The 11,802-nt window shown below is 71.8% G+C and carries 13 protein-coding genes; 8 read left to right on the top strand and 5 right to left on the bottom strand.

Going from position 1 to position 11,802, the window contains the following annotated elements:
* The first annotated feature begins 89 nt into the window (after positions 1-89).
* Genes ACH495_RS00250 through ACH495_RS00260 form a run of 3 tightly spaced genes read left to right on the top strand, consistent with a single transcriptional unit; the run spans position 90 to position 2,570 of the window.
* Positions 90-821, top strand: a complete 732-nt coding sequence (locus ACH495_RS00250; protein ID WP_396856477.1) for a sugar phosphate nucleotidyltransferase — start codon at positions 90-92, stop codon at positions 819-821.
* Complete coding sequence (locus ACH495_RS00255) at positions 809-1,876, top strand: iron-containing alcohol dehydrogenase family protein (protein ID WP_396855607.1); 1,068 nt, start codon at positions 809-811, stop codon at positions 1,874-1,876. Before ACH495_RS00250 ends, ACH495_RS00255 begins: the two co-directional genes overlap by 13 nt.
* Positions 1,851-2,570, top strand: coding sequence for a CDP-alcohol phosphatidyltransferase family protein (locus ACH495_RS00260; RefSeq protein WP_396855608.1), 720 nt, complete (start codon positions 1,851-1,853; stop codon positions 2,568-2,570). The genes ACH495_RS00255 and ACH495_RS00260 overlap by 26 nt, the downstream gene beginning before the upstream one ends.
* A gap of 357 nt (positions 2,571-2,927) precedes the next feature.
* Here ACH495_RS00260 and ACH495_RS00265 read toward each other — a convergent pair whose 3' ends face one another.
* Positions 2,928-3,122: a DUF397 domain-containing protein gene (locus tag ACH495_RS00265; protein WP_396855609.1), complete on the bottom strand. Its 195-nt coding sequence runs from the start codon at positions 3,120-3,122 to the stop codon at positions 2,928-2,930.
* A gap of 8 nt (positions 3,123-3,130) precedes the next feature.
* On the bottom strand, positions 3,131-3,958 hold the full coding sequence (locus ACH495_RS00270; protein WP_396855610.1) for a helix-turn-helix domain-containing protein: 828 nt from the start codon (positions 3,956-3,958) through the stop codon (positions 3,131-3,133).
* 184 nt (positions 3,959-4,142) lie between these two features.
* Between ACH495_RS00270 and ACH495_RS00275 the strand changes: the two genes are divergently transcribed.
* On the top strand, positions 4,143-4,313 hold the full coding sequence (locus tag ACH495_RS00275) for a hypothetical protein (protein WP_396855611.1): 171 nt from the start codon (positions 4,143-4,145) through the stop codon (positions 4,311-4,313).
* Complete coding sequence (locus tag ACH495_RS00280) at positions 4,300-5,487, top strand: helix-turn-helix domain-containing protein (RefSeq protein ID WP_396855612.1); 1,188 nt, start codon at positions 4,300-4,302, stop codon at positions 5,485-5,487. Before ACH495_RS00275 ends, ACH495_RS00280 begins: the two co-directional genes overlap by 14 nt.
* A gap of 42 nt (positions 5,488-5,529) precedes the next feature.
* Here ACH495_RS00280 and ACH495_RS00285 read toward each other — a convergent pair whose 3' ends face one another.
* A complete protein-coding gene (locus ACH495_RS00285) occupies positions 5,530-6,363 on the bottom strand; it encodes a TrmH family RNA methyltransferase (RefSeq protein WP_396855613.1) in 834 nt (277 codons plus the stop codon).
* Positions 6,360-7,154: a phytanoyl-CoA dioxygenase family protein gene (locus ACH495_RS00290; protein ID WP_396855614.1), complete on the bottom strand. Its 795-nt coding sequence runs from the start codon at positions 7,152-7,154 to the stop codon at positions 6,360-6,362. Before ACH495_RS00290 ends, ACH495_RS00285 begins: the two co-directional genes overlap by 4 nt.
* A 121-nt stretch (positions 7,155-7,275) precedes the next feature.
* On the opposite strand from ACH495_RS00290, the gene ACH495_RS00295 reads away from it, so the two are divergent.
* Complete coding sequence (locus ACH495_RS00295) at positions 7,276-7,758, top strand: GyrI-like domain-containing protein (protein WP_396855615.1); 483 nt, start codon at positions 7,276-7,278, stop codon at positions 7,756-7,758.
* A 118-nt stretch (positions 7,759-7,876) separates the two neighbouring features.
* Here the strand turns inward: ACH495_RS00295 and ACH495_RS00300 are convergent, their stop codons facing one another.
* On the bottom strand, positions 7,877-9,127 hold the full coding sequence (locus ACH495_RS00300) for a glycosyltransferase family 4 protein (RefSeq protein WP_396855616.1): 1,251 nt from the start codon (positions 9,125-9,127) through the stop codon (positions 7,877-7,879).
* Between the two features lie 24 nt (positions 9,128-9,151).
* Here ACH495_RS00300 and ACH495_RS00305 point away from each other — a divergent pair, with 24 nt between their 5' ends.
* Together ACH495_RS00305 and ACH495_RS00310 are read left to right on the top strand one after the other, a co-directional pair.
* On the top strand, positions 9,152-10,012 hold the full coding sequence (locus tag ACH495_RS00305) for an Fpg/Nei family DNA glycosylase (protein WP_396855617.1): 861 nt from the start codon (positions 9,152-9,154) through the stop codon (positions 10,010-10,012).
* 280 nt (positions 10,013-10,292) lie between these two features.
* Positions 10,293-11,798, top strand: a complete 1,506-nt coding sequence (locus tag ACH495_RS00310; protein WP_396855618.1) for a sugar transferase — start codon at positions 10,293-10,295, stop codon at positions 11,796-11,798.
* Positions 11,799-11,802 lie beyond the last annotated feature (4 nt).

The raw sequence follows: 11,802 nt of genomic DNA on the forward strand, positions 1-11,802 counted from the left end.
GGGCCCGATCATGGGCTGAACCACGGCGGCCGGGCCGCCGACGATATCCTCGCCTCGTGGAATCCGGTCGAGAAGAGGAGCGTGTCGGCATGATCGGGATGGTGCTCGCCGCGGGTGCGGGGCGCCGGCTGCGGCCGTACACGGACACCCTGCCCAAGGCCCTGGTGCCGGTCGACGGGGAGGTCACCATCCTCGACATCGCGCTGCGCAACCTCGCCGCGGTGGGGCTGACCGAGGTGGTCATCGTGGTCGGCTACGCGGCCGACGCGGTCCGGCAGCGGCAGGCCGAGCTGGCCGAGAAGTACGGCGTCACGATCACGCTCGTCGACAACGACAAGGCCGAGGAGTGGAACAACGCGTACTCGCTCTGGCTGGCCCGGGAGCACTTCTCCCGCGGAGTGCTGCTGGTCAACGGCGACACCGTGCACCCGGTGAGCGTGGAGAAGACGCTGCTGGCCGAGCGCGGCCCCGGCATCCTGCTGGCCGTGGACACGCTCAAGCCGCTGGCCGAGGAGGAGATGAAGACCACCTTCGACGCGGCGGGCCAGCTCACCCGGATCACCAAGCTGATGGACCCGGGTGAGGCGTACGGCGAGTACATCGGCGCGACGCTGATCGAGCCGCAGGTGGCCGACGCGCTCGCCGACGCGCTGGAGGCGACCTGGCGGCGTGACCCGAACCTCTACTACGAGGACGGCTACCAGGAGTTCGCCGACCGGGGCGGCGAGGTGCGGGCGGCGCCGATCGGGGACGTCTCCTGGGTCGAGGTCGACAACCACGAGGATCTGGCTCGGGCGCGGGAGATCGCGTGCCGCTACTAGCCCGTAGCGTCCTCACCCCGCTGCACATCGACGTGCGGCGGGGTGCGGTGGCGGACCTGGCGGCGATCCTCTCCGACGGCCGGATCTCGGCCGGCGGCGACGTCGCCGTGGTGGTCGGGCCGGGGCAGGGCGAGAAGATCGCCGAGCTGATCCGGCCGTCGCTGCGGTCGGCGGACGTGTTCACCGTGGCCGGGGGCACCCTGGACGCGGCCGACGAGCTGGGCGGCAAGCTGCGCGCCCGGTCGTACGACGCGGTGGTCGGCATCGGCGGCGGAAAGACCATCGACGTGGCGAAGTACGCGGCCACCCGGCGTGGGCTGCCGATGGTGACGGTGGCCACCGCGCTCGCGAACGACGGCATCGCCTCCCCGGTGGCCAGCCTGATCACCGAGGGCCTGAAGGGCTCCTACGGGGTGCACATCCCGATCGCGGTGATCGTCGACCTCGACTTCGTGGAGGCCGGGCCGGAGCGGCACAACCGGGCCGGCGTCGGGGACGTGGTCAGCAACATCAGCGCGCTGGCCGACTGGGAGCTGGCCCGGCGGGTCCGCGGCGAGCCGGTCGACGGGTTGGCCGCCTCGCTGGCCCGGGCCGGCGCGGAGGCGGTGTTGAACCATCCGGGCGACATGACCGACGACGCGTTCGTCACGGTGCTGGCCGAGGCGCTGATCTCCAGTGGCCTGGCGATGGCGGTCTGCGGCACCAGCCGCCCGTCCAGTGGCGGCTGCCACGAGATCATGCACGCGATCGACGCGCTCTTCCCGGGCACCGCCTCGCACGGTGAGCTGGCCGGGCTGGGCGCGTTGTTCTGCACGTTCCTGCGCGGCGACGAGCGCCGGTTCGCGGAGATGTCCGCCTGCCTGGCCCGACACGGGCTGCCCCGGCTGCCGTCCGAGGTGGGGCTGACCGATCACCAGTTCGTCGAGGCGGTGCAGTTCGCGCCCGCGACCCGCCCGGACCGCTACACCATCCTCGAACACCTGACGATGTCCGCTTCCGAGACCCGGGAGCGGCTGGCAGACTACGCCGGTGCCCTCCGCGACCACCTTGGCTGAGCCCCGTCCCACCGTCGCCGACTTCCACCGGGTCAACCGGGGTGGCGGCCTGTTCAGCGAGTCGATCAGCCAGTGGATCGGGGCGGCGTTCGCGCTGGCCGCCCAGCGGCTGGGACTGCGCCCGACCGCGTTGACGCTGGCCAACCTGGTGCTGGGGCTGGCCGCCTCGGTGACGGTGGTCGCGCTCGCCGACGAGGTGGCCGCCGGCAGCGTCCCGGCCTGGGTGGTGGGGCTGGTCGCGCTGGTCGGCTGGCAGATCGCGTACGCGCTTGACTGCGCCGACGGGCAGCTCGCCCGGGTGACCGGCCAGGGCAGCGCGGCCGGCGCCCGGATCGACGTGCTCTGCGACGTGGCCGCCCAGATCGCACTGGTGACCGCGATCGGCGCGGTGGCGGTGGCGCAGCGGCCGGCCACGCCGGTGTGGCTGGTGGCGGCGTTCGCCGGCACCTGGATGGTCAACCTGGTGACGTCGGTGATGCAGTCCGGCCCGAACGCGGCCAGCATGGTCACCTCGACCTCGTTCCCGGTGCGCGTGGTGAAGCTGGTCCGCGACTACGGTGCGGTGATCTTTCTGGCCGGGCTGGTGCTGGTGTTCGCGCCCGCGCTGGCGTTCTGGGTGATGGTGGCGTTCACCATCGTGAACGGCGGCTTCCTGCTCGCGAGCATCGCCTTCTCCGCCCGCGCTGCGCTGTAAGGCGGGGCCCCCGGTTAACGCTTTCGGTAGAGGCGGGGCCCCTTCTTAACACCGCCTGACGGAGTCGCCGGACCGCTGGCGTTCCTGGCGACAGGTTTCGTCGAGGCCCCTACAAGCTTGATGTCATGAATGACTCACTGAAGGGCTGCTCTTCGGTTCCACCTTCGAAGCCCCATGGGAGGTCCCCCACCTGCTGGTCCGTAAAGCGGCGGATGCGCAGGCAGCCGAGGCGATCCGCGCCTTCCATGTGGTGAGCAGGTTCCCGTCCCGTAGGCGCGGTTCCCGCTACCGACGCCGAACTCCGGGCAGCGGACGACTCTCAGTGGTAGCTGCTTGACCAGGTACGGGCAGCGGCCGCTAGTTGCTCTTGAGCGAGCCGATGAACGCGCGCCAACCCTGCGCTCCGAAGGCCAGCGTGGGACCGGCCTTGTCCTTGCTGTCTCGGACGGCCACCCCGTCGCGGAGATCGGCCACCTCGACACACGCACCACCGTTGGCGTCGCTACGGGTGGACTTCCGCCACACCGCGCCGGTGAGGTCCGGGTTCGTCATGTCAGCCTCTACTTCATCTCGTCGGCGATCCGGAGGATGAGCTTCCGGGACTCCGCCGGCCCCAGGGCCGCAGCCCGGAGACCATCCCAGAGTCGATTGTAGGACCGGAGCGCCTCGGGGCTGTCGAGGTAATCCGCGTCGGTGAGCGTCTCCAGATAGACAACATCGGACGCGACCTCCTCCCCGAACCGCAGGATGATGAAGTTGTACGAGGAAACCACATACGTCTCGGCATCCAACGGAAAGATCTGGATTGTCACGTTCGAACGCTTGGCGACGGCGGCGATTTGGGATAGCTGCTCCCGCATCGCCGTCCGGTCACCCAGGTCACGCCGTAGCGCCGACTCGCTGAGGATGAAGTTCAACTCCGGACCGTCCGGGCGATCGATGACCTTTTGTCGTTCGAGGCGCACTGCGGTCTGCGGCTCGACGTCCTCCCCGCCGATCATCGCCCGGATGTAGGGCTCGGTCTGGAGGATGCCGGGGATGACCTCGGACTGGTACCAGCGGATCTCGGCCGCGTCCGCCTCCAGATCGAGGTACTGCCGGAACCAGTCGGGCACGACGTTCCGGTAGCCGCTCCACCGTCCCCGCTGCCGTCCGGCGCGGGCGAGGTCCCGTAGCGGCTCGGCGTCCTCACCGGTCACCCCGTAGAAGTCGAGCAGCAGCTTCAAGTCCGTCAGCCGGATGCCCGACTGTCCCAGTTCCAGCCGACTGACCTTGCTGGATGCCGAATCGATGACCTCTGCGGCCTCTTCCTGGGTCTTGCCCGCCGCCTCGCGGGCACGCTTGAGGGCGTTGCCGAGACGACGCCTCTGAATCGTTGGGGTGACCATGCGGCGAGTATCCCGCCCTTCCGGCCACCCGCCCGGCGACACGCCGTGAGTTCCCAAATCAGGAACAGCGCCGTAGCCTACTTTTATGGACTCCTAATTTGAGGAACCAGAGAGATCTTCCAGGAGGGCTCATGGCTCAGCATGCAAGGGAAGAGTCGTACGGTGTAGTGCGGAGGCCCAGGTCGTGACGGGGCGACGGAAGCCCGAGCGTGAGGACCGGGGCGAGCAGATCCAGGCGGCGGAACGGGAGGCCGCCCGGCAGCGGCTTCTCGCCCAGGCCGAGGCGGAGCGGATACCGGCCGAGGAAACCACCCGGGCGGTGCCGGACCGGCGGCGGCAGCGTGGACAGCAGTGAGCTGCTGCCGGTCGGCCGGCGGGTGGCGTACTGGCGGGGGCGGCGGAAGTTGTCGCAGCAGGTGTTCGCCGATCGGCTCGGCCGGTCGAAGTCCTGGGTGGACAAGGTCGAGCGGGGTGTCCGGTCCCTCGACAAGGTGTCGACGCTGCGGGACATCGCCGCCGTCCTGCGGATCGACACCGCCGTGCTGCTCGGCCGGGACACCCGACCCGCTGCGGTGGCCGGGCGTACCGAGGGCGTGGAGGGGATCCGGGCGGCGCTGTCGGCGTACGAGATCGCTCTGGCACGGCCGACCACCCACGGCACGGTGCTGCCGGCGGACCGGGTGGCGCGGGATGTCGAGCACGCGTGGGTGACGTTCCAGCATGCCCGGTATCCGCAGGTGGTTGCCGCCACGCCGGGCCTGCTGGCCGGCGTGCAGCGCGTCGCCGCCGACGGGTGGGGGCGCCCGCTGCTGGTGGAGGCGTACCGGCTCACCGCGTCGCTGCTGGTCAAGCTCGGCGAGGTGGAGCTGGGCTGGCTGGCCGCGGACCGGGCCATGACGGCCGCGATCGGCGATCCGGTGTTGGTGGCCGCCGCTACGGTGCAGCTCGGCCAGGTGTTCCGCGCGTCGGGGCGGGCGCGGGAGGCACAGTCGGCGGCCTTGGCCGCCGCGTACCGGATCGCCCCCGAGGACGGTTCCCCCGGCCACTTGTCGTTGTGCGGGACGTTGCTGGTGCAGGCCGCGCTGGCGGCGGCCCGCCGGGGTGACGCTCGTGTCGCGGCCGACCTCATTGATGAGGCCGCCGGCATGGCCGCTCTGGTGGGCGAGGGGCACGACCATCACCGGACCGCGTTCGGGCCGACGGCGGTGGACCTGGCCCGCGCTGCCGCCGCGCTCGACCTGGGCGACGCGAGCGAGGCGGTCGCCTGGCACGAGAAGACGATCAAGCGGGACGCCTGGCGGTGGCTACCGGTGGAACACCGGGCGGCGCACCTGGTCGACGCGGCCCGCGCCTACCTTCAGGCCGACGACCCGGCCGGCGCCGGCCGCGTGCTCGTGGATGCGGACCGGATGGCACCCGCCGAGGTACGCCAGCGGCCGGTCGCGCGGCAGGTGCTCGCCCAGGTGGCCCGTGACCCGCGGGCGCCAGCTTCGATCATCCAGCTCGCCGCTGCTCTCGGCGTGGGCTGAGCACGACCGGGCCGGCTCGGACGGGCCGTAGCCGGCAGCCGGTCAGGGGGAGACACATCGGGCGGCAGCGCTGCGCTGGCGTGCCGATTCGTAGAGCACGACGGTCGCGGCGGCCGCCGCGTTCAGGGAACTCGCGGCGCCCGACATCGGGATCCGGACGAGCTGGTCGCAGGCCTCCCGCCAGCCGACGCTGAGACCGGTGGTCTCGTTGCCGATCAGGGTCAGCGTGGGTCGCGTGAAGTCGTGCTCGGCGGCCTCCAGTGCGCCGTGCTCATCGGCACCCACGATGCGGATGCCGACGCCGTCGGCGCGCACGTCGGCGACCCAGGACAGCACGGTCTGGTGTGCGGGCACCCGGACCACGGGCAGCGCGAACAACGAGCCGGTGCTCGCCCGCACCGCCTTCGGGTCGTACACGTCGGCGGCATGGCCGGTGACGATGACGCCGGACGCGCCGAAGGCGTCCGCGGACCGGATGAGCGTCCCGATGTTGCCGGGGCTGGTCGGCCGGTCGAACACGACGGTGAGCATGGACGGCCCGGCCGGGATGCGGCACAGGTCGTCCTCCCGGAGCGCGACCACGGCCAGCAGCTCCGGTGCCGTGTTCGCCTTGCCGCCCAGCTCGTGCATCAGTCCACGGGAGACGGCGTACCTCTCGGCCCGGACGGTGTCCAGGAGCGTGCGCGCCCAGCCGGACATCTGGGCGTCGGCGTCGTAGAGCAGCTCCCGGACCTGCCAGCCGTGTTCGACGGCCATGGCGATCGGGCGTACGCCCTGCACGAGGAACTCGCCGCGACGCTGCCGCTTGGTCCGATTGCGGAGCAGCGCCTCCCACTGCTGGAACCGTGCATTGCGGCCACTCACCCGCACCGTCACCGGTGCACCTCGGCAACGGGGGTGTCCCGTCCGAGTCCTCGGCGAATCGCGATCTCCACGGGCGAGTACGCACCGTCGGCCCGGTCCAGTTCGTACGGCACGGCCGGCATCAGCGGCGGCTGGGCCATGAAGCGCGGTCGCGTCCCGTGGTGCGGTTGCGCCGCGTGCACCAGGAACGGATGGCACAGGAAGACATCGCCCGGGGAACCGGTGGCCAGGGCGAGTGGCCGGTGGTCCGAGGCCGCCACCAACTCGGGCGCGAGGTCCAGCCCGCTCGCCCCGTCCTCCCCGTACCTCTCCAGCACCTTCGGCACGTCGAGGTGTGAGCCGACCCGGATCCGGGTCGGCGCGTCCCCCGCACCGACCTCGCTGAACAGGAACAGCATCAGCAACGCCCGGCCCCGGGAGCGAACATTCGTGAAGTACCAGCTCGCGCCCTCCGGCAGGTAGCTGCCCTCGATGTGCCAGCCCGCGTCGTCCGGCTCATCCCGGTGCGGGAAGCGCAACGGGAACGTGCCCAGCGAGTAACGCGGCTCCCAGCGTCCCGCGCCGACGAGCAGGTCGTACGCGTGATGGAGGAACGGAGAATTGGGTGCGGCGGCGAACGGCCCCTGCGCCATGCCGGGCACCCAGTGCACGGCCTGCGTCCAGGTTGTCGGGTCGTCCGGGTCGCAGCCCGTCTCCCGCCACAGCAGCCGCGCGCAGTCCGCGGCCACGCGCGGTGCGACGGCCCCCGCCACCTTCACGAAGCCGTCGCGAAGGAACCGGGATACCAGTGTCTCGTCGTCCATGCCCCCATCGTGTGGCGGCACCGCTCCCGATCACCCGACACTTCCCGCTCCGCCTCGGTCGGGTGTGCCGGTGACAGTGATGGTCACGCTACGGAGGCCCAACTGTCGCAGGGAGCAACGCATGGAAACCCGCATCGTCGACCGTCCCGCGTTCCGGCTGGTGGGGCACGCTGCCCGGGTTCCACTGATCCACCGGGGCGTCAACCCGTACATCCGGCAGCACGTCACCGCGCTGCCGGCAGCGGAGCACCTGCGCCTGACGGCACTCGGCGACACCGAGCCGGGCGGCCTGCTCGCGGTCTGCGACGACGTGGACGTGGACTACCGCGAGGGCAGCGAGCTGACCTACCTGCACGGGGTCGCCGTGTCCCCGAGCACGCCGATTCCGGGCGACCTCGACGTCATCGAGGTCCCGGCGGGCCGCTGGGTGGTCATCCGGGCCGTGGGGCCGCATCCGCAGACCCTGCAAAGGACCTGGGCCGCCGTCGCGGCCGAGTGGTTCCCGTTCCACCCGTGGCGGCTGCGGCCGGGCCCGGAGATCGTCGCACCGGGCGACCCCCGCACCTCGACCTGCGAGGTCTGGCTCCCCGTCGAGCCGGCGTAGCACCCCAGTAGCACCGACGGCCCACCGACGGCCCGGCACGGTTGATCAAGGAGTTTGCGTCGAAAACAAGCTGATTCTCGACGCAAACCTCTTGATCAACGCCGCGGGCGGGCGGCGGTCAGGTGAGGGAGGCGTAGACGTCGATCAGGCGCTTGGTGATCACGTCGGGGTGGAAGGTGCGCTCGTAGCGGGTGCGGGCCGCGCCGGCCAGGGCGCGCGCCTCGGCGGCGGCCAGCGGCAGCGCGGCGGCCAGCGCGTCGACCTCGGGTGCCACCACCCAGCCGGCCTCGCCGCGCTGCACCCCGGTCGGGAGCGACACCCGCCCGTCGCCGGGGGCGGCGGTCGCCACCTCGGCCGGGCCGGTGCCGGCCGGCTCACGGGGAGTGTCCGCGCCGACCAGGTACGGGATGCCGCCGAGCGCGGTGCCGAGCACCGGCCGGCCGGCGGCCAGCGCCTCGATGATCACGGTGGGCAGCACGTCGTGCCAGGTCGAGGTGGCCAGCACCACGGCGCTGTCGGCCAGCGCGGCGCGTACCCCCTGGCGGTCGAGCTGGCCCAGGTAGTGGACGTCGGACCGTTCGGCGGCGGCCGCCTCGGCCAGCGGACGCAGCTCGCCGTCACCGGCGATCCGCAGCGGGCCGAGCGCGCCCACCGGGTGCCGCCGCCACGCCGAGAGCAGCAGGTCCAGGCCCTTCTCCGGGCTGAGCCGACCCATGAACAGGAAACCGTCCCCCGGCGGCGCCGGCGTGCCCGGGTCCGGCACCGCGTTGGGCTTGACCACGATCCGCTCGTCCGGGATGCCGTAGTCCCGGAGATGGTCGGCGACCGCCGTGGTCAGCGCGACGAACCGGTCCACCGACCGCCAGGTCGGGCGGTGCACGGCCAGCGTGGTGGCCATCAGCGCGCTCTGCGCCCGGGAGTTGCGGTAGCAGCGGTGCACGATCGCCGGCACGCCCAGCGCGCGACCGCGGCAGTCCTGGCAGATCACGCCGTCGCGGAAGTAGAGACCGGAGGAGCAGACCTGGCGGTAGTTGTGCACCGTCTGCACCACCGGCACGCCGCGCTTGTGCGCGGTCCGCACCACCCAGGGCGAGAGCAGGGGGTACGGGTTGTGCAGGTGCAGCACGTCCGGCCGGTGCTCGGCGAGCAGGCGGTCCAGGTCGTGCTGGGCCTTCGGGGCCCAGATCGGCGAGATCGGCAGCAACGCCTTGGCCGGCTTCGACATCGACGGGATCTCGTCGGAGCTGCGCAGGAACGGCAGCACCTCCACGCCCGCAGCGGTGAGCTGGGCGATCTCCGCGTCGACGATGGTGTTCTCGCCGGACGGCTGAGCTTCCCGGTACCGGTTGTGCGCCACCACGATTCTCACGGGAAAGAAGGCTACCGTTGTCGGGTGCCTGAACTACCGGAGGTGGAAGCGCTCGCCGGTTACCTGCGTGAGCGGGCGGTCGGCCGGCGGGTCGAGCGGTTCGAGGTGGCCGCGATCAGCGCGCTGAAGACGTACGATCCGCCGCCCAGCGCGGTCGCCGGGCGGCCGGTCACCGGCGCGGGCCGGCACGGGAAGTTCCTGGACGTCCGGTTCGGCGAGGATCTGCACCTGGTGGTCCACCTGGCCCGGGCGGGCTGGCTGCACTATCGGGAGGCGTTTCCGTCGGCGACCCCGCTGCGGCCCGGCAAGGGCCCGATCGCGGTGCGGGTACGCCTCGACGACGGCTCCGGCTTCGACCTGACCGAGGCCGGCACCCAGAAGAAACTGGCCGCCTACCTGGTCACCGACCCGGCCCAGGTGCCCGGCGTGGCGAAGCTGGGGCCGGACGCGCTGGCGGCCGACCTGCCCACGTTCGCCGAGCGGCTGCGCAGCCGCCGGGGGCAGGTCAAGGGCGTGCTGACCGACCAGTCGGTGCTGGCCGGCGTGGGCAACGCGTACTCGGACGAGATCCTGCACGCGGCGCGGCTCTCCCCGTTCGCGATCACCGACCGGCTCACCGACGACCAGCTCGCCGGCCTGCACGCGGCGACCCGCACGGTGCTCGGTGACGCGGTCCGGCGGTCGATGGGCCAGCGGGCCGCGGAGCTGAAGGGGGAGAAGCGCTCCGGCCTCAAGGTGCACGCCCGGAAGGGCCTGCCCTGTCCGGTCTGCGGCGACACGGTGCGGGAGGTCTCGTTCGCCGACTCCAGCCTCCAGTACTGCCCCACCTGCCAGACCGGCGGCAAGCCGCTCGCTGACCGAAGGTTGTCCCGACTCGTACGGTGAGTAACCACACCCGTCGGTTACTGAGCGGAATCGACCGGGGATCGCGGAAGGTCCCAGTCGGTGGCTCTACCCGAGCCGCCATCCATCGGTATAGTGGCTCGGTCCCCGGCTTCACAACTGACTCGGAGCCGGCCAGATCGCCACGGTCAACGTGGGAGACTGGGACGGTGAGCGACCCGCGTCCTCACGGCGAGTGAGGTTCGGGTCATGCGGGAGGACATGGGTTGAGGTGACGACAAGCCTCCAGCGCCCGGTAACCGACACAGGCCGGAGCAAGAGCGTGCGGCACGTCGACAGCTTTGAGATCCAGCCGCCGACACCGCCGTCCCACAACGGCGTACCCCGGTCGGGGTGGGCCCGTGCCCGCCGCCGGGTCTCCCGCTGGCACCGCCCCTACATCGCCATCCTGCTGCTCGCCGACTTCGGCGCGGCGGCGCTGGCCAGCTTCCTGGCCGTGCAGATCTTCGAGCAGGCCGACTCCGGCTTCAAGAACTCCCCCCAGGTGTGGTTCTACACCGTCGCGTTCCTGCTCCTGCCGCTCGGCTGGCTGCTCATCCTGTGGGGAAACCGGGCCTACGACCGGCGCTACCTGGGCCTCGGCCCGGACGAGTTCAAGCGCGTCATCCGCTCCGGGGTGGCGGTAGCCGCCACCGTCTCGTTCCTGGCCTTCGCCACGGTGACGTCACTGTCCCGGTGGACGGTCGGCTTCGCGCTGCTCGGCGCGCTGCTGTTGATCCTGCTCGGCCGGATGATCGCCCGGGCGGGCCTGCACGGGCTGCGCCGCCGCGTCGGCCAGGCCGGGCACCGGATGGTGCTGGTGGGCACGCTGCCGGAGTGCCTGGAGGTCTACACCACCGTCACCCGCAACCCCGGCGTCGGCCTGGTGCCGGTCGCCATCCACCTCACCGACGGGTACGCCGCCGCCCGGGGCCTGGAGACGCCGGTGCCGGTGTACGCCGGCCGCGACGTGCTGGCCCTGGTCCGGGAGGTCGGCGGGGACACCATCGCGGTCTGCGGCTCCGCCACCGCCGAGCCGGGTGAGCTGCGTCGGCTGGCCTGGCAGTTGGAGGGCTCCGGCGTCGACCTGGTGGTCGCGCCGCAGCTCACCGACATCGCCGGCCCCCGGGTGCACATCCGACCGATCGAGGGCCTGCCGCTGCTGCACGTCGAGGAGCCGACGCTCTCCGGCCCGGCGCTGCTGCTCAAGAGTCTGATGGACCGGGTCGCGTCCGGGCTGGGCCTGCTGCTGCTCGCCCCGCTCTTCGCCGCGATCGCGCTGGCCATCCGGATCTCCGACCCCGGGCCGGTGTTCTTCCGGCAGCCCCGGGTCGGGCACGAGGGGCGCACGTTCCGGGTCTGGAAGTTCCGCACCATGTACGTGGACGCCGAGGAGCGGCTCGCCGGCCTGGTCGACCAGAACGAGACCGACGGCATGCTGTTCAAGATGAAGCAGGATCCCCGGGTCTTCCCGGTGGGCCGCTTCCTGCGCGCCTCGTCGCTGGACGAGCTGCCCCAGTTGATCAACGTGCTCTGGGGCGAGATGTCGCTGGTCGGCCCGCGTCCGCTGCCCGCCGACGACGGCGACTTCCTGGGCGACGTGCGGCGCCGGCTGCTGGTGCGGCCGGGCATGACCGGGCTGTGGCAGGTGTCCGGCCGCTCCGACCTCTCCTGGGACGAGGCGGTCCGGCTCGACCTCTACTACGTCGACAACTGGTCGCTGGCGTACGACCTGAGCATCCTGTGGCGGACCGTCGGGGTGGTGCTGGCACGTAAGGGCGCGTACTAGCGTT

It is taken from the genome of Micromonospora sp. NPDC018662 (genome assembly GCF_044391475.1).
In the GTDB taxonomy this organism is placed as follows: domain Bacteria; phylum Actinomycetota; class Actinomycetes; order Mycobacteriales; family Micromonosporaceae; genus Micromonospora.